14 protein-coding genes are annotated in these 19,491 nt (G+C 31.3%); all 14 read left to right on the top strand.

All coding sequences use genetic code 11. From position 1 onward, the window contains the following. Window positions 1-111: 111 nt before the first annotated feature. The 14 genes from ACEG17_RS00825 to ACEG17_RS00890 all read left to right on the top strand — a co-directional run bounded on the left by ACEG17_RS00825 (window position 112) and on the right by ACEG17_RS00890 (window position 19,368). Window positions 112-1,794 carry an AI-2E family transporter gene (locus tag ACEG17_RS00825; protein WP_372582185.1) on the top strand — a complete coding sequence of 561 codons (1,683 nt, stop codon included), beginning with the start codon at window positions 112-114 and terminating at the stop codon, window positions 1,792-1,794. A gap of 35 nt (window positions 1,795-1,829) precedes the next feature. Continuing rightward, window positions 1,830-2,390: a hypothetical protein gene (locus ACEG17_RS00830; protein WP_372582186.1), complete on the top strand. Its 561-nt coding sequence runs from the start codon at window positions 1,830-1,832 to the stop codon at window positions 2,388-2,390. Then, complete coding sequence (locus ACEG17_RS00835; RefSeq protein ID WP_372582187.1) at window positions 2,391-3,482, top strand: AAA family ATPase; 1,092 nt, start codon at window positions 2,391-2,393, stop codon at window positions 3,480-3,482. A gap of 219 nt (window positions 3,483-3,701) precedes the next feature. Continuing rightward, on the top strand, window positions 3,702-4,049 hold the full coding sequence (locus tag ACEG17_RS00840; RefSeq protein WP_039901037.1) for a YraN family protein: 348 nt from the start codon (window positions 3,702-3,704) through the stop codon (window positions 4,047-4,049). Window positions 4,050-4,058: 9 nt separating this feature from the next. Next, on the top strand, window positions 4,059-4,259 hold the full coding sequence (locus ACEG17_RS00845; RefSeq protein ID WP_299572303.1) for a zinc ribbon domain-containing protein: 201 nt from the start codon (window positions 4,059-4,061) through the stop codon (window positions 4,257-4,259). Between the two features lie 67 nt (window positions 4,260-4,326). Beyond that, window positions 4,327-4,941: a ComF family protein gene (locus ACEG17_RS00850; protein ID WP_372582188.1), complete on the top strand. Its 615-nt coding sequence runs from the start codon at window positions 4,327-4,329 to the stop codon at window positions 4,939-4,941. Continuing rightward, window positions 4,938-7,517, top strand: coding sequence for an alpha-amylase family glycosyl hydrolase (locus ACEG17_RS00855; RefSeq protein ID WP_372582189.1), 2,580 nt, complete (start codon window positions 4,938-4,940; stop codon window positions 7,515-7,517). Before ACEG17_RS00850 ends, ACEG17_RS00855 begins: the two co-directional genes overlap by 4 nt. A gap of 66 nt (window positions 7,518-7,583) precedes the next feature. Next, window positions 7,584-8,663 (top strand): thymidine kinase, encoded by a 1,080-nt coding sequence (locus tag ACEG17_RS00860; protein WP_372582190.1) that lies wholly within the window; start codon window positions 7,584-7,586, stop codon window positions 8,661-8,663. 25 nt (window positions 8,664-8,688) lie between these two features. Continuing rightward, window positions 8,689-10,896, top strand: coding sequence for an ATP-dependent helicase (locus tag ACEG17_RS00865; RefSeq protein ID WP_372582191.1), 2,208 nt, complete (start codon window positions 8,689-8,691; stop codon window positions 10,894-10,896). A 167-nt stretch (window positions 10,897-11,063) separates the two neighbouring features. After that, the gene (locus ACEG17_RS00870) at window positions 11,064-12,494 is read left to right on the top strand and encodes a nicotinate phosphoribosyltransferase (protein ID WP_372582192.1); all 1,431 of its coding nucleotides are present in this window, start codon (window positions 11,064-11,066) and stop codon (window positions 12,492-12,494) included. A gap of 101 nt (window positions 12,495-12,595) precedes the next feature. After that, complete coding sequence (gene tpx / locus ACEG17_RS00875) at window positions 12,596-13,246, top strand: thiol peroxidase (protein WP_299575826.1); 651 nt, start codon at window positions 12,596-12,598, stop codon at window positions 13,244-13,246. A gap of 190 nt (window positions 13,247-13,436) precedes the next feature. Beyond that, window positions 13,437-14,015 (top strand): IS630 transposase-related protein, encoded by a 579-nt coding sequence (locus tag ACEG17_RS00880; RefSeq protein WP_372582193.1) that lies wholly within the window; start codon window positions 13,437-13,439, stop codon window positions 14,013-14,015. Beyond that, the gene (locus ACEG17_RS00885) at window positions 13,987-14,301 is read left to right on the top strand and encodes a transposase (protein ID WP_372582194.1); all 315 of its coding nucleotides are present in this window, start codon (window positions 13,987-13,989) and stop codon (window positions 14,299-14,301) included. Before ACEG17_RS00880 ends, ACEG17_RS00885 begins: the two co-directional genes overlap by 29 nt. A gap of 81 nt (window positions 14,302-14,382) precedes the next feature. Next, window positions 14,383-19,368 carry an autotransporter domain-containing protein gene (locus ACEG17_RS00890; RefSeq protein WP_372582195.1) on the top strand — a complete coding sequence of 1,662 codons (4,986 nt, stop codon included), beginning with the start codon at window positions 14,383-14,385 and terminating at the stop codon, window positions 19,366-19,368. Window positions 19,369-19,491 lie beyond the last annotated feature (123 nt).

Genomic DNA, 19,491 nt, shown 5'->3' on the forward strand with positions numbered 1-19,491 from the left:
AAGATAATTATAACAAATACTTGATTTTATATAATAATATGATAAAATAATAAAGCATATAAATGAAAAAAATTATTTTTTATTGAATTATAATTAAAAAGGGAGAAAACAATGGACAGTAAAGAATTTGCGTTTGCACTAAATAGTGAAGAAAACTTTGAGAGTTCTTTTGATTTTGATGAATTAGAGGAAAAATTACAAAGTCAGTTAAAATTAGAACTATCAGAACTTGAAATTTTAAAAGAAAATCAGAAACAAATAGGAGATCCTGATAATTTGGGTAAAGTTGTAGAGGATGTGATTTGGGAACAGGTTAATAATCAAATTGCAATTGTAGCAGGAGAAGATTTCATAAAAGAAAATGGTGGGATGACTTTAGATTTAAGAAATGAAGCACATATTCAGACTACTGAAAATTTTGCAAAAGGAAAAATTGCAAAACATAATACAAAAATTAATTATCAAGAACGTTATGATAATTGGCAGTCAAATTTTAAAAAAGATGAAAATGGTAATATAATATACCATACAACTAGAAGTGGAAAAGAGGAAGCAACGTTAGTTGACGGTGCAAGAAAACCTTTTGATAAAGATAGACCAACTGGTTCTGCTGAAAATAAAACTGATATGGATCATATTTTACCTGCCGCAAAAATTATTCGTGATCCAGCTGCTAATGCACATTTGACCCAAGAAGAGCAAATTAGATTTGCGAATAGTGATGAAAATCTTTGTGAAATGAATTTAAGTCAAAATCGTTCAAAAGGTCAAAAAACAATTAGTGAGTGGCTTGATAATCCTAATGCCAAAGGTCAAAAGCCCAAAGATATATTCAACATTACAGATGAAGAAGAAAAAAGAATGCGCCAAAATGAAGAAAAAGCTGATAAAGAATATAAAAAAACAATAGATGAAGGAGAACAAAAATCTATTGAAACGGGAAAACAGTCTCAAAAAGAAGAGGCTTTTCGTATGGGAGGTAAAGCTCTGAGAGCAGTTGTTATGCAATTAATAGCTTCATTTGTAAAAGAAGTAATAGCAAAATTGATTAAATGGTTTAAAACAACAAAAGGAAAGTTTGAAATGCTTTTGGATAGCTTGAAAGAAGCGATACACTCTTTTGTAGGAAAATTGAAAACACATTTAATAAATGCTGGAAGCACATTATTTAATAATATAGCTACGGCTATTGTTGGACCTGTTTTTCGTACTTTAAAGCAAGTGTGGATGTTATTAAAACAAGGATGGAAATCTATAAAAGAAGCTATTGACTATATGAAAAATCCAGAAAATAAAAATCAACCATTAGGTCGATTAATTTTAGAAATTAGTAAAATAATGACAGTAGGATTAACTGCAGCAGGTGCTATATTATTGGGGGAAGCAATAGAAAAAGGATTATCTTCAATACCCATATTATTGGTTGAAATACCATTGCTTGGTAGTTTAGCAAATATAATAGGAATTTTTATGGGAGCAGTTGTATCTGGAATTATAGGAGCAATAGCAATTAATTTAATTCAGAAGATGATTAAAAATAAATATGAAACGCAAATAGTTGATGAAAAAATAGATAAAAGTAATGAAATATTAAGAATACAGCATAAAATAATAAATTTGAATGAAGATAGAGTTGTAGAAACGAAAGAAAGAATAGTTACGAATATAAAAGAAAGACATAAAAATGCTTCAGATTATATAAAAGATACATTTAATAAAGTATTTGGTGAAAAAAATTCTACTCAAGAGAAAATGGATGAGATTGATTCTCTCCTTGAAGAATTAATGAGATAATATAATGAAAATTTAAAGGAGATTACTTAAACAATATGGAAAATAAATATGAAACAATGAAAATTGATAAACATAATTTTGAAATTTCAAAAAACAGATTGAAAAAATTTTCAGAACAAACTAAAACAGATTTAGAGATAGACAAAGTTAGAACAGGAGGAGATCTTTTAGATGTTTGTTCGAAAGGAATTTTTGGTTTTTTTAATCATTCTGTTACTGGAAAAGAATTAAATGAATTGACAAGCCAAATACAAGAATATCTGATAGATATTAATAAAACTCAAATAAAAATTATAAAAGAATTTAAAGAAGTCTATAATACTTTTGAATCATTAGATAAAGATTATATTGATAAAATATGTGTTTCTATAAAAGGAATAGAAAAAACTAATGAAAAGATAGAAAGTATACTAAAGACACAAAAATTGACTATAGAAGAACTTATAAAATTCAAAAATAAAGTAGAGAATTATAAAATAGATGAAGACTCGGAAATAAAATTAGAAAAATTAAAGAAAACGGTTATTATATCGAATATTATTTATGGTATTATTATTCTGATATTATTCTTGTTATTCTTTATAGGAAGTAAATAGATGAGTAAATATAAAGAAAATTTTTTGAATTATGTTTCTAAACTAGATGCAGTTACTAATTCTAACGGTAAAATTACAAAATATGGAATGTCTATTGCTGGAGAAAATGATAAGCAAGCAACTATTTTATTGCTAAGAAAAATTTCTAAGATAATAGATTCAAAAGAATTTTCCAAAGAGATAAAAGAAATAGCAAATTTTTTGAAAAAAAGTTTAGTTGAATATTATGGTTATTTAGAAATAAAAAGAATTTGTAATTCAGACGAAGTAGTAGAAGATACTAGAAGCTTAACGGATTTATTAGAAGAATTGAATAATTTGATTGGACTGAAGAATGTTAAATCTAAAGTGAATGATTTGATAATTTATCAAAAAGTTCAAAAGATGAGACAAAAAGAAGGATTAAATGCTGTTAAAAGCACATTGCATTTATCTTTTACAGGAAATCCTGGCACTGGAAAAACAACTGTTGCTAGAATTATAGGTAGAATTTATAAGCAATTAGGTTTATTATCAAAAGGACACTTTATTGAAGTTTCAAGGACAGATTTAATAGCAGGATATCAAGGGCAAACGGCATTAAAGGTAAAAAATGTTATAGAAAAAGCTAAAGGTGGAGTGTTATTTATTGATGAAGCCTACAGTATAACTGAAAATGAACAAAGTGATTCCTATGGAAGAGAATGCATAACCGAATTAACTAAAGCATTAGAGGATTATAGAAATGATTTGGTAGTAATTGTTGCTGGGTATTCTGAGCCAATGAAAGACTTTTTTTCTTCAAATCCTGGACTAAAATCCCGTTTTAACACATTTATAGAATTTGAAGATTATAATACTAAAGAACTTTTGGAAATATTAATATCAATGTGTAAAAATAATGATTATGATTTGACTGAAAAAGCGAAAGTAAAATTAAATGATTTTTTTGAAACAGAATTAGAGAATAAAAAAGAAAATTTTTCAAATGGAAGAATGGTAAGAAATATTTATGATGATTTAGTAATGAATCATGCTAGAAGAGTAGTTAATATTCAGAATATTACGAAAGAAGAATTATTATTAATAACTGACTTAGATTTTAAACTTTAAAAATAAATATAAATTCAAAAATGTGTATTAAAAAATTAAGATACACATTTTATTTTGCAATAACATTAGGATTATTTAAGTTAAGAGAATTAAAAAACTAATTAAATTTTCTAGTCTTGAAAAATAAGTGAAAAATTGGTATCATATAATATAAAATTAAAAGAATAAATATAGATATTTATGATACAATGTAAAAAAGGGGATGGGACAAGAAATAGTATGAATAAAAGGGAAATAGGGTTTAAGTATGAGAATGTGGCGAAGGAATATTTGATTTTGCAAGGGCTTACGTTTGTTGAGAGTAATTTTTATACCAGGTTTGGGGAGATTGACTTGATTTTTTTTGAAAAGAAGAGTCAGACGCTGGTGTTTGTGGAAGTCAAATATCGGAAGAATGATTTTTTTGGATCGGCGATTGAGATGGTGACGGAGGAGAAGCAGAATAAGATTCTTGCGAGTTCACAAATTTATCTTTTAAAAAAGGAATGGGATAAAAATGTAAGGTATGATATTGTTGGAGTAAGTCGTGGCTCTAGCAGTATCGAGTGGTTAAAAAATGCGTTTTGAGGTGATTGTATGAGAAATGATGAGAAATGTTGCAAGTGTGGAGAAGAAATATTTGAAGTGAAAAAGGTGGCAATTCCTACAAAAAAAGTTGCTGGAACGCAGATTGCCATCGATACATTTTATTTAAAAATATGTAAAAATTGTGGATATACAGAAATGTACTCAACTAAAATAGTTCAAAAGGTTGAGGATCCAGTTGAGGGATATTAAATTTTTTAAGGAAATAATATTTAATTTTAAAGGAATTTTATTTAGAAATCAGGATATAATTTCAGGGGTGGAATTAGTTGAGTACGGTATTGTATCGAAGGATACGAAAAATATTCTGAAAAGTCTGAAAAAATTACGGAAATTAAATAATATTTATTATGTGTGGGACTACAATAAGGAGTTTAAGAGGTTAATTTATTCTTATAAATATAACCATAGAAAAATCATGGCAAAGTTGATTGCCGAATTAATAAATGAAGAATTTTATTATGTTTTGAAACGTGAAAAGATAGATATTGTCGTGAGTGTGCCTGTCAGCAGGAAAAGAAAGAACGAAAGAGGGTATAATCAGGTTGATGAGATTTTGAATTGTCTAAAAGTGAATTATGTTCGGCTTGAAAGGGTAAAAAATACTAAAAAGATGGCTGGAATTTTGGACGAAGAGGAAAGAAACAGGAATATTGAGGGAGCGTTTAGGATTTCTAAAAATATTGACTTGAGTAATAAAAAAATTTTGATACTTGATGACATTGTAACGACAGGAGCGACACTTAGGGAAATAAAAAATAGCATTTTAAGGCAATTTGATAATAAAGATAAAAAAAATGGAAATAATATAAAAATTACTGTTTTTTGTCTGGCTGCGGCTAGGGAGATTAAGGTAAATAGAGGAGAAATATGAGTTTTAAATTAAAAATGAAAGTTTTATTGTTTTTGGTAAGTTCAGTTGTTTCGTTTTCTGCACAAAATGAAAATTTTCAAATGAATATTAAAAATAATGATGTAAATAATCGTGAAGATTATTTGATTAGTGCAGTAAAAAGAAAAAATAAGAATAAACAGGAAAATATTGAAAACCTAGAGAATAGTGAAGCAGGACAGAATGAGGAAAATTCAACAGAATCATTGAAATATAGCCAAAGAAATGATGGAGTTATCGACTTGAATTCGTTAGTTCATAAGGAAGATTCTGAATTCAGGGTACTTAATGGAAATAATGTAAAGATTATGCTAAGAACGAAAAATAATGATGTTTATTCTGCGGAAGTTGTCTACAGTGGCGGGAAAAAAATGATGCGTGGAATTGGAAATTATGGTGGTAACGAGATTTTTATGGCTGAAATTCCAAGCAATGTGTCAAGTTATTATTTTGTATTGACTGATGACAAGACAAAGTATTATATGGGACGAAATATTACGAAAAATCCTGCAAATGTAGAAAAATTTGAATATTCACGTTCTACAAAGCTTACAACAATTCCAGAATGGGCTAGAGGTTCAGTTGGATATCAGATTTATATTGATTCGTTTAGAAATGGCGATGTGGATAACGATGCGATTTTTAACGAATTTGGAACAGATGACTTTTCAGAGCCTACTGGAGAAATTCGTTCAGGAACATCTAAGAAAGACTTAGTGCTGGCATATTGGGGCGGAAATGAAAAACCGCAGTTTTCGTTGAATGAATGGAACAGTAACTATGAGGAAAAAAATGAATGGGAAGAAAATACATTAAATGACGTGCAGAACTACACACGTTATTATGGTGGGGATTTACAGGGAATAATTGATAAGTTAGATTATATTAAAAATCTTGGTGTGGAATACATAATTTTATCATCACCATTTTATTCGCTTTCAAACCATAAATATGACACAATCTACTTTAATCACGTGGATCCGTATTTTGGCTACATTGAGCAGACTGGAACATCAAAAGGGCTTGATATAAAGGCAAAAGTCCATAATAACAATGGGGATAAGGAATTAAACTTGCTTATTTTCAATCCTGAAACGGATAAGAATTTACTTGATGAGGATTTACTGAATGTAAAAAGCTGGATTTGGACAGATTCTGATTTGCAATTGGCAAGCCTTGTAAAACAGGCTCACCAGAAAGGTTTGAAAGTAGTGCTGGAAGTGGCTCCTGATACAACGTCAAGCAGATTTTTTGCTAGAAATAATAAAGAATTTTCTAACTGGTATTTAAAAGATACTGTACTTGACTTAAAAAATCCGCAAGTTAGAAATTATATTGAAAATGCAATGAAAAAATGGATTTTAGGACCTGATGAGACTTTTAAAAAAGATGTATATGATGACGGAATTGACGGAATAAGATATGTTTATTACGACAACGAGAATAAAGAATATCTTGCACAAATTACAGAAAATTTGAAAAAATATAAACCTGACTTGCTAATTACAGGAGAGGTTTCAAACAGTATTACAAAAGATGTTGAAGATGGGATTTATGACAGTGGAGCAGATTATAATATTGTCAATAATATTATAAAATATACTGTAAATACTAATCCAAATTACCGAATCAACGGCGTAGAATTTGCAACAAAATTAAATGAGATTTATAACAGATATTCAAGCAATCGTTTTAATATGACACAAGTTTTTGTTGGATCACTTGATACAGATAGAATCTTTAGTGGAATGATAAATCCGAATAGAGTTTATGATAGAAATAATCAATCGGATCAAGGATATTTGAATATTCGTCCTGATTTATATGACGGAACAGCTGTAAGTAAACTTAAAAGAGTCGTTGCAATGCAAATGATGCTGCCTGCGACACCAGTTATATATTATGGTGATGAAAAGGGAATGTGGGGAGCAGATTCGCCACGAAATAGAAAGCCTATGTTATGGGAGGATTATGAACCTTATGACAATGAAACTGACAATATTATTAAATATAAAGACAGGCTTAGAAGTTTTCCTAGTGTTGTGGAAGTAAACGAAGTTCAAAAATGGATTTCGTATCCTGTAAATAGCAATGCAGATATAGAAAATCATTATAAAGCCTTATTAAAAGTTAGGAAAGAACATAAAAATTTATTTAAAAATGGTAAATTAAGAATTCTTGAAGTCTACAGCGATCCAAAAACGCAAGGTCGTATTGATTCAGAAATATCTGCTTATTTAGCAGATCAGAATAGACGGGCAAAATTGTACCAAGGACGTGATTTTACGCCAGCAAGACCAAATACAGACTTTATTTCCTATGAAATTTCAGACGGGAATGAATCAATAATAGTTGTAGTAAATAATGGACCGGATAAATATCCATTATCATTGCAAGTACCAAAATTATTTGGATTTTATCGAAATCAGCTGAACTTAAAAGAAAATTACGCAATTTCTGATAAAAAAATTCAAATTAACGTAAAACCTTATGAAGTCAAAGTTTTATACAGTAATGCAAAGAATATATTTGACTCATTTAGACAAAATAAAAATTAAAAATGAATGGGGGCAAGTCCCCCTTTTAAAACGTAAATTATAAAATGATAGAAAAAGGAAGATAAAATGATACAAAATTCTAAAATCGGAACACTAGAAGTTGTTACTGGAAGCATGTTTTCAGGAAAAAGCGAGGAACTTATAAGAAGGCTTAGAAGGGCTGAGTATGCGAAGCAGAAAATTGTAGCATTTAAACATGCTATCGATAACAGATATGGGGAAGAGGGAGTATTTTCGCATGGTAATGACAGTTTTAGAGCTTATCCCGTGAGTGATGTTTCTCAAATGGAAGAAATTATGGAAAAAAATGTTGATGCGGAAGTAATTGGCATTGATGAGGTTCAGTTTTTTGGGGAAAAAATAGTTGAGTTTTGTAAGAAATATGTGGAATATGGGAAAAGAGTGATTGTCGCAGGGCTTGATATGAGCTTTAGGGCGGAGCCTTACGAGCCAGTGCCAGAACTGATGAGTATCGCCGATCAGGTGGATAAACTTCACGCAATTTGCATGGTTTGTGGAAAGCCTGCTTATGCGAGTCAGCGTCTTATCAATGGGGAGCCTGCTTATTATGACGATCCGCTGGTTATGGTTGGTGCAAATGAAAATTATGAGGCAAGATGCCGAAGGCATCATATTGTAAGGCATAGAACTGATAAAAAAGGAAAAATATATTTTATAGTCGGAACGGAAATTAACGTTGGCAAGAAATTTGTTGAAAAAATGTATGAAGAGCAGCTGTTTGAAAATAAAAAAGTGGAAACAATAGTTATAAAAGGGCAAATGGAGGAAAATGAAAAAAGTAATTTAATAAATTTACGTGAAAAAATAAATTTGGCATTAGCTGAAAATGATTATATTTTTGTTAGAATTACTGGCGGGCTTTTGTTAAAGCTGGAAGGAAGCTACAGTATTCTCGATTTTATGTGTGAATTTAGAAAAAATTCAGAAGTTATTATTGTTTCAAAAAACAAAAAAGGCGTACTTAACCAGATTTTATTAACAGTGGATTTACTAAAAAAATCGGATTTGAACTTGAAGGAAATTGTTTATAAGAATGGGAGTAGTCACGCTGGGGAAGAAAAGGAAGAAAATGGAGTTATTGAGAAAATATCGAAAATAACGGAAGTTAAATATAGAGAATTGTAAAAAATAATGAGAAAAAGGGAGAAATATGAGCAGTATTTTAGATGAATTAAATGAAGAGCAGAGAAAAGCTGCAGAAAAGATAGAAGGGCCTGTATTGATACTGGCTGGAGCGGGAAGCGGTAAAACACGTACAGTTACTTATAGAATTGCACACATGGTAAAAGAAATAGGGATTTCACCGCTTAATATTCTGGCACTTACTTTTACGAATAAGGCAGCAAGAGAGATGAAGGAAAGGGCTGCGGCACTTATTGGACATGAGGCGAATAATCTTGTAGTTTCTACATTTCACTCGTTTTCGGTAAGATTACTTAAAACTTATTCTGAAAGAATTGGATATGGGCGAAATTTTAATATTTATGATGTGGACGATCAGAAATCAATTATTACAAAGATAAAAAAGGATATGGGAATTAAGGATAATGATGGTGTTCAGCCGGGAAAACTTGCAAATAGAATCAGTAAATTGAAGGAACAGGGGATAGGAATTAAGGAACTTGAACGTGAAATAGATATGAGAATTCCTGCGAACAGGCTTTTTGGCGAGATTTATCAGAAGTATGATGAAGTTTTGAAGGCAAATAATGCGATGGATTTTTCGGATTTGCTTTTGAATGCGAGAAAATTGCTGAATGATGCTTTTGTTCTGGAAAGAATACAGGAAAGATATCAGTATATTGTGGTGGATGAGTATCAGGATACCAATGATATTCAGTATGAAATGATTAATCTAATTGCAGCAAAATATCGAAACATTTGTGTTGTAGGAGATGAGGATCAAAGTATTTATGCATTTCGTGGGGCAAATATTAATAACATTCTGAATTTTGAGAGAGATTACAAGGAAGCATTTACAGTAAAATTGGAAAGAAATTACCGTTCTACAAAAAAAATACTGGATACAGCAAATGAGCTTATTAAAAATAATAAAAGTTCAAAAGGAAAAACACTTTGGACAGATGGTTCTGATGGAGAAAAAATCAAGATTTATAATGCAATGACTGTTTATGATGAAGCGGATTTCATTGTTACAGAGATGAAGAAAAAGAAAAGAGACGGTGCCGATTACAAGGATATGACGATTCTGTACAGGACAAATGCACAGTCAAGAGTTTTGGAGGAAAAACTACTATCTGCAAACATTCCTTACAAAATTTACGGCGGGATGCAGTTCTTTCAACGTAAGGAAATAAAGGATATTTTGGCATATTTAAGCCTTTTAAATAATAAAAATGATAATCATAATTTTTATCGTATAATTAACGTTCCAAAACGTTCTGTTGGAGAAAAGACGCTGGAAAAAATACGGGAAGTGGCAAATGAAAAAAATATCTCGATGCTTGAAGCACTTCACTATATTGATGAAATTCCTGTAAGAGCATCTACAAAACTGGCATTAAAGGAATTTTACAATTTAATGCAGGGCATTTACTCAAGCCTTGAAGAAATGTCAATTAAGGAAATATTTGATGAAATTCTTATAAGAACACGTTATATTGACTCAATTGAAGACAACAAGGAAGACAGAGTTAGAAATATTGAGGAATTGTTAAACAGTATTACTGAAATTGAAAAGCAAAATCCAAGCATGTCCTTGAATGAATATCTTGATATGATTTCGTTAAGTTCAGCGACTGATGAAATGGAAGATGATGAAAATTATGTAAAACTTATGACAATTCACAGCTCGAAAGGACTGGAATTTGATTATGTTTTTCTTGCGGGAATGGAAGACGGGCTGTTTCCATCAATTTCTTTTGACGCTCCTGAAGAAGAGCTGGAAGAAGAACGTAGACTTTGCTATGTGGCGATAACCCGTGCTAAAAAAGAACTGTTTATTTCTTATTCTTCATCAAGAAAAATTTGGGGAAAAGATGATAATTTACGTCGTCCATCAAGATTTATCTACGAAATGAAGCAAGACAATCTCGAATATGTGGGTGGAAAATACACAAGTCTAAAAGGGCAATCTTCAGCTCCAAGAAGTTTTACACCGAAAATAGAAAACTTTAATCCATTTTCTAAAGATAAACTAGGAACATTTGGTAAAAAATCAGGCTCTCAAACGACTTCAAATGTAAATTCTAAATATAAAGTTGGAGATGTTGTTAATCACAAGAAATTTGGACGTGGAAAAATAAAAAAAGTGGACACAAAAAGTATGGTTGTGGAATTTATGGTTGGAGAAAAGAAAATAGCGTTGGTGCTGGCAGATAAAATTTTGGAAAAATAAAAAAATCTTATTACAGTAAAAATCTTTTTGTTTAATTCAAAGAGGTTTTACTGTATTATTTGTATGTTTTCAAAGAAAAAAGAGTTATAATTGAATATACAAATAAAAAAATGTAGGGAAGGAGAGTATGATTTTTACGTAACTTGCAATTATCATACAAAATAAAAATGAAAAATTTAATACTATCGACAGATTCTTATAAAATTACTCATCCATTTCAATATCCAGCAAATATGACATATATGAACGATTATATCGAAAGTCGTGGTGGCTTATACGGATATGTAAAATTTTTTGGACTGCAATATTATTTAATGGAATATTTAACAAAAAAAATTACAAATGAAATGATAGATGAAGCTAAGGAAATTTGTGAACTGCATGGATTGCCATTTTTTGAAGAGGGATGGAGGTATATTGTAGAAAAACTGGACGGGAAATTGCCACTTAGAATTAGAACCGTTCCAGAAGGCAGTGTTGTAAAAAATCATAATGTGCTGGTTACAGTTGAATCAACTGACAAAAATGTGCCTTGGATTGTGGGCTGGGTGGAAACATTGCTGTTAAAAGTATGGTATCCAATTACAGTTGCGACATTTTCATACAAGGCAAAACAGATTATAAAATACTTTTTAGATGAAACAAGTGATAATGTGGAGTCAGAACTGAAGTTTAAATTGCATGATTTTGGTTATCGTGGTGTTTCCAGCGAGGAAAGTGCGGGAATTGGCGGAATGGCTCATCTTACAAATTTTTATGGAACAGATACCTTAAATGCACTTGTCTTTGCCCGTAAATATTATGATGAAAAAATAGCCGCTTACAGTGTGCCTGCTTCTGAACATAGCACAATGACTTCATGGACTCAAAAATATGAAAAAGAAGCATACGAAAATATGCTTGATAAATTTCCAAAAGGAATTGTTTCAATTGTTCTTGACAGCTATAATTTTTTTAATGCGGTAGAAAATATTATCGGAAAAGATTTACGTGAAAAAATATTGGCAAGAGATGGAATGGTTACAATACGTCTAGATAGTGGAGACGCAATTACAAATATTCTGTTTGCGCTTGAAAGTTTGGAAAAGAATTTTGGCTATACGATAAACTCCAAAGGATATAAAGTAATTAACAAAGTCCGTATTTTACAAGGTGATGGAATTAATGAAGATACAATCTGGGATATTTATAAATCTTTAAAGGATAACAAATATTCTGCCGAAAATGTTACTTTAGGCTGTGGAGGATCACTTTTGCAAGGAAATGAAAAATCTAGCATTAACAGGGATACTCATAAATTTGCCATGAAATGCAGCTGTATAAAAATCGGAAATGAAGTTAGAGATGTTTACAAAAATCCTGTTACAGATAAAGGAAAAGTCAGTAAAAAAGGAAGGCTTGACTTGATAAAAAATAAAAATGGAGAATTTGAAACAGTAAATATTTCAGATTTACCTGAAAATCAATATCATGAAGATTCCGTAATGGAATGTGTTTTTGAAAATGGAAAAATTTTAAAAACATATACTTTTGAAGAAGTAAGAAAAAATGAAAGTTTATTGTATAATCCGAGTTTAATTAGAGAAGTATCAAAATAGAAACGATAAAATTAGATAAAAATAGTTTAAATTAAAACTGTAAAAATCATACAATTTGAATTTTTACAAACAACAGATAAAATTACGAAAGAAGGAAACAAATGAAAAAAATATTATTATTAGGAGCAGCTGCAGTAGTTCTATCTGCCTGCGGAAATAAACCAAAAACAGAAAATGAAACAGGACAGGCAGGACAAAATGCCGAATATGCACAATATTTAGACACTTTGAAGGCTGATAATAATTTAAAAATCACAATGGGAAAAGTTCCAATAACAATAGTTGGAAAAGAATTAAAAATTGGCGATAAAATAAAGGAAGTGCCTCTAGTAGTGAATACAAAACTGGAAGAAAAAAATATTTTTGAAGATAAAAATATAAAAGTAGTTTATACAGCGCCATCGCTTGATACAAAAGTTTGTTCATTGCAGACAAAACAGTTAAATGAAGCAGCAAAAACTCATACAAATGTGAAATTTTACTCTGTAACAGTTGATACTCCATTTGCACAGGAAAGATTCTGTACTGCCAATGAAATTAATGGATTAAAAGCAGTTTCTGACTTTAAATATCATCAATTTGGTATTCAAAATGGATTTTTCATAAAGGAAAAAGGTCTTTTAACAAGGGCACTTATGATTCTTGATGAAAATAATACTGTAAAATATATTGAATATGTTTCTGAAGAAGGAAAAGAAGCTGATGTTGAAAAAGCATTGAAATTCTTGGAAAATAACCTGATGAAAAAGTAAGTTTCTGTATTTATCAATTTAATTATTAATTGTGACATTTTACAGATTGAAGGAGTTAAACTATTTCCTATTGTATAATATTTAAGAAATATATTCATAAAAAATGAGAAGTTATGGAACTTCATAAATCATCTACGAACTATAGTGAAACTTGTACAAAACCGACCTAAAAATACGGTATAATAATTTTATGGCATATGAAAAAGATTATAGGAAAAGAATTTTAAATTTTTATTACAAAAATGGAAAAACAAAAACATTATTTCAGTTCAACATAAGTTCCAGCACATTGTACGGATGGATAAAACTTAAGAATGAAACAGGAAATCTTTCATCAAGAATACGGAAAAGAAAATTTAAGGTGCTTGACCCCGAAAAACTTGATGAATATATGAAAAATCCAGAGAATGCAGATAAATACATCCATGAAATAGCAAAAGATTTTGGCTGTGAAAAGGAGACAGTGAGAGTGGCACTGAAAAAATTAGGATACACAAGAAAAAAACAGACAAAATACAAGGAGCAGGACGGGAAAAAAGTAAATAGATATTTAAAAAAATTATTAGAAGCAGTTTCAGGCAGAGAAATAATCTATATTGATGAAACAGGCTTTAACGAATATTACTACCGTGAATATGGCTGGAGTAAAAGGGAAATATGTATTGAAGGGAAGAAGAGGATTAAGATATTCAGGGATAAATCTGGTTGCCGGAAAAATAGGGAATGCACTGATAGGAAGTATGATATACAGGGAAACAATGGAAAGTGAATTTTTTGAAGAGTGGTTCAGGGAAATACTTCTAAGAGATATTGAAAAATTAGGGAAGAGAGTTCTAATAGTTATGGATAATGCCAGATTTCACAGAAAGAATATATTAGAAAAGATAATAAAGGGGACGGTGCATTGTCTATTGTTTCTTCCGCTGTATTCACCGAATTTAAATCCAATAGAAAAATTATGGGCTAATATGAAGAAGAAATTAAAAGACATAGCCCATAATTTTAATACACTGGAAGAAGCAGCTACTTTTGTTTTATTTAATAAATTAGTTTAGTTTTAAATAGGTTTTACTATAAAATATTTACTTTTTAAATTTAGTAAAAATTACATAGAATTTTAGGAGTGATTTAAATTTATGAAGAGAAACAAATTTAAATGGATAGGAATTTTTTCCAGTGTTTCAACTATTCTTTTAGCTGAAACAAATAGTATAAAAAAAAATACTTTGGTCAAAATAAATGAAAATATCAGCAAAGAAAATAGTTTGTACTTAAGTAACGAAAATTTAAAGGAATCTGATAATAAAAAAGATGATTTGCAAGAAGAATTGAATATAAATACAGTAGACGAAATTTATTCATTCATTAAAGATAATACTATTTTTAAAAATGGAAAAAATAACACAACTGTAACATCAGAACATAAAGAAAACAGCTATAATTTATCAGAAAATGATTTAAAACTTGATCAGATGATAAAAAACAGTAATAAAAATAATTCTTTAAAATATGAAACTGAGTACTTTTTTAATAATCAGCACAAATTATACAAAGAGAAAAATGATAAAGGTGATAAATATCAATATGAAGGTGTATATAAAAGAAGTAATGATATTTTTTTAAGAACAGTTTCTCCAAACAGCGATTCATATAATTCTTATACAAAGTCTTTGAAAAACGAAAATATGAAAAACTCGGCTCTGACAAATCCAAATAATAGAAATAATGACAATAATTATGGAATTGCAAATATAAAAATAGAGCAAGAGCCTATTGTATCGAATAAAGCATCTTCTACTTCTACGCTTATGCCAAATATTGATTTAAACGTTGTTGCAAAACCTGTAGAATTTGATAAGAGTAAAGCATCGATAACATTGCCTGTCATTATGGTGAATGATTTACAGGGGACAGGTACAGCGCTGGGAACAAAAGGGATAACCATGCCTGCTTTAACTTATACTCCAACAAATTTAACATCAAGACAAAAACTTATGAATGCGCTTAAATATTATGCTAATGCAGGAACACCTATTATGGGACAACAGCACGGAATTGATGTAAGTATTTCACCACAAAATTCTTCAGGTTATAGTTCAGATATTTATTCAGTTACGGGGAAATACCCTGCGGTAATTGGAATGCACTTTGGAGAACAGCCAACACACTGGACAAAAAGCATACAAAATAATAGTCAGCTGATGGCAGATTATATAAAAAAAGCAAATAGCTTAGGAGCAATTTTTACAGCTTCAAGTGAAATTCCGAATCCCACTAAATATGAAAATAACCACGATGGAAAAAGTGATGATAAAACAGGAAATCCAGATTTGGATCAGTTTTCTTCGACTGGGGCGTATGCAAATCAGTTTAACACATGGATACAGACAATCGTTGAAACTGCAAAACTCGCAGTAGCGCCTGACGGCACACCTATTCCCTGGGTATTAAGAGTATTCCATGAGCAAAATGGAGATTGGCCTTGGTGGGGAGAGCCAAATCAGTCCCATAATAAAATAAAAGCTGCATTCAGGCGTGTTCATGAAGCGCTTGTTGCGGCGGGTGTAAGAGATCAGATACTTCTTGCATATGCACCAAACGGTGATTTTGGAGGCGGAAGTGATTTAAATAGATATATGGCAGATTATCCCGGTGATGATGTAATAGATGTACTGGGATACGATGCGTATTGGCAGTCTGCAAGTCAAAGTGAAGCAAATTGGATTAATCTTGTTGCAGGAGATATGCGTATGATCGGAAATCAGGCAAAATCAACAGGGAAAGTGGCGGCTCTTACAGAATATGGTCGCTTGGGAAGCCACGCAATGTCAGCTACAAATAATACATGGTTTCAGACACCTGTTGCACAGGCTCTTCAAGGCACAGGTACATCTTATGCTATGACTTGGACTCAATGGCCTACAGAATATCAGCTTCCATGGGTAGGTCATGTTGCAGAAAATGATATGAAAACAGCGCCATGGCTTTTGGCACCAATTAATTTAAATGCAGGAAGTCCTATGAATACTTCAGTAACATCAGGAAATTTAAATATCAGACAGAATGTAAATTTGGACAATTCATCAGATTTGTTTTACAGTTCAAACTTTAATCTGTCAAATATTACGCTTGATGCGGGGAATACAATCTCAGGTTCAACTGTTGCAGGAAATAAAAATTATATTTTAGGGCAGACAAATTATGTGGGTTCATCAGGGAATAATGCTATCCAGGTAACAAATAAAGGTGTAATAAATTTCACTGGAAATAATACAACAGCCTTGCTATCTGACAATGGAACTGTAACGAATGATACAACAGGAACAATTAAATTGACAGGTACAGGAAATGTGGGGATGCTTGGTTCAGCAAATTCCGTAATAGAAAACAGGGGAAATATAGAAGTAGGATCTCAAAGTGTTGGAATTTATGGAGTGAATGTTCTTCCCGCAAACAATATATGGGGTAATAAAAATATAAGTATAAGTAATTCAGGAAATATAGTAGCCGCTGCAGGTGGTAGGGATATAGTTGGAATATTTGCTGCAAATAACGGGGCAGTTTCCACTATCAACAGCAGTGGTAACATTGATTTGTCAAGTGCGACAAACAGTGTTGGAATAGCAGTTTCAAATGGAACATTGCAAGTGACAGGAAATATTCTTACAGGAGATAACAGTGTTGGAATATATGCGGTTGGAGAAAACACATCTGTAGGGCAGAATTCTGCACTTAATACAGGAAATAACAGTGTAAATGTTCTTTTATCGGGTGATAATCAGGTGTTAAGCAGTCAGACCGACAAAGTCATTATTGGAAATAATTCATTTGGGTATGTTGCAACAGGTCAGAATAATAATATAGTAACAGGATATGCAGGAAATACAGGCTCTGTAACATTAAATACAAATTCTGTATTTCTATATTCATCAGATAAAACAGGAAATATTATAAATTATAATCATCTGAAATCAGCAGGGAATCAAAATTACGGATTGATAACAGCAGGAAAGTTGATTAATTATGGAAATATAGATTTTGGTTCAGGAACAGGAAATGTAGGTATTTACAGTTATTCTAAAAATGCCATAACAACTCCACAGGTAGCAGAGAATTTAGGAACAATAACAGTATCACGGTCAACGGTAGGAAATATTGGAATAGGAATGGCTGCAGGATATGAAGATGGACTTGGATATGTTAAAAATTCGGGAATAATAAAAGTAACAACTCCTGGAAGTGTAGGAATGTATGCTACAGGAAATGGCTCTATCGCGGAAAATGCAGGAACAATTGAATTAAGCGGAACATCAAGAAATATAGGAATGTATGTAGATAACGGAGCAACAGCTCTAAATACAGGAACGATTACAACAACAGGAACAGGAAATAATGGACAGATAGGAATAGCGGTATTCAACGGTACCTTAAATAACCAGGGAAGCATTAATATTGATGCTTCAAACGGCTATGGACTTTTGCTGTCGAACGCTGTCATAAAAAATTACGGCAGCATGAATATCACAACAGGAAGCGGAGCGTTGCCAATACTTGAGAAGAAAACAGCGACAGGACTTGAAAAAGCAATGGGAACAGATGGAATAGACAGAATAAAAATAAATACTGCCAATGGGACAATAACCTTAAATAATACACCGCAGGAAATACAACTTGTAAATACAGTTAATCCTAAGGCTTCATCAAACGTCTCAAATCCTGTTTCATCAGTGGGTATTTATGTGGACACTTCGGGAGTAGCGAAAACTAATCCTGTTAATAATTTAGGAGCTCTTGCCAATATGCAGTCGGCAGATTTGATAATAGGAACTGAAGCGGCACAGAGTACTGATAAAAAATATATTCAGTTAGGACAAAACATTACGTCTCCTTTCATCGGTATGATAAAAAATTCAGGAATAAAAGAATGGAATGTGTATTCAGGAAGTCTTACTTGGATGGCTGGGATGACAGCGAATACGAATGGAATAGGAAATATATATTTAGCAAAAGTTCCATATACAGTGTTTGCAGGGGATAAGGAAAATTCAAGACAGACGTATAATTTTTTAGATGGACTGGAACGGAGATATGGAGTGGAAAAAGAAGGCTCTGAAAAGGAATTATTTAATAAATTAAACAATATAGGAAATAATGAAGAGATATTATTTACTCAAGCAGTAGACGAAATGATGGGGCACCAGTATGCGAATGTTCAATCAAGGATAAAAACAACAGGAGATACAGTAACTAGGGAAGTAAACGGTTTGATAAAAGATGAAGCTGAACAGAATGACAGAATAAAAGTGTTTGGTTCAAAAGATGAATATAAGACAGATACAGCAGGAATAACTGATTATAAAAATAATACTTATGGGATAGCTTATGTCCATAAAAATGATTTAGATTCTGACGATACAGGAGGCTGGTATGCTGGAGCAGTGAACAATAACTTTCAGTTCAAGGATATAGGAAAGTCAAGAGAAAATCAGACGCTGTTCAAAGGTGGAGTGTTTAAGACGGTCACATTTGACAAGGATAAAAATTTGAAATGGACAGTATCAGGAGAAGGTTTTTTTGGAATAAACAGCATGAACAGAAGATTTCTTGTTGTAGACAATGTATTTAATGCAAAATCAAATTATTATTCATACGGATTGGGGATGAGGAACGAAATTGGAAAAGAAATAAGATTAAATGATAAAATGAGCATTCGACCGTATGGGGCATTGAATATGGAATATGGAAGATTTAACAGAATCAAGGAAAAAAATGGAGATATGCGATTAAAAGTAAAAGAAAATGATTATTTTTCAGCAAAGCCTGAAATAGGAACGGAATTTAAATATGTCCAGCCACTGACAGCAAATACAACATTAGTACTAGGAACAGGAATAGCATATGAAATAGAACTTGGAAGTATGGGTGCGAATAGAGCGAAAGTAGCCTATACCGATGCAGACTGGTACAATTTGAGAAGCGAAAAGGAAGGCAGAAAAGGAAATGTGAAGCTTGACTTAAACTTCGGAATACAAAATCAAGGATTGGGAGTGACTGCAAATTTGGGATATGATACGAAAGGTGACAACGTAAGAGGAGGACTTGGAATTAAAGCAAGTTTTTAAGGAATTGAAATTATTTACTACTTCATACAGAATATTCATAATATTTGGCTACTTTGAAAGATGTTGAAAAAGCATTGAAATTCTTGGAAAATAATCTGATAAAAAAGTAAAAATTTTGAAAAT

The organism is Leptotrichia hongkongensis (genome assembly GCF_041538065.1).
Classification (GTDB): Bacteria; Fusobacteriota; Fusobacteriia; order Fusobacteriales; family Leptotrichiaceae; genus Leptotrichia; species Leptotrichia hongkongensis.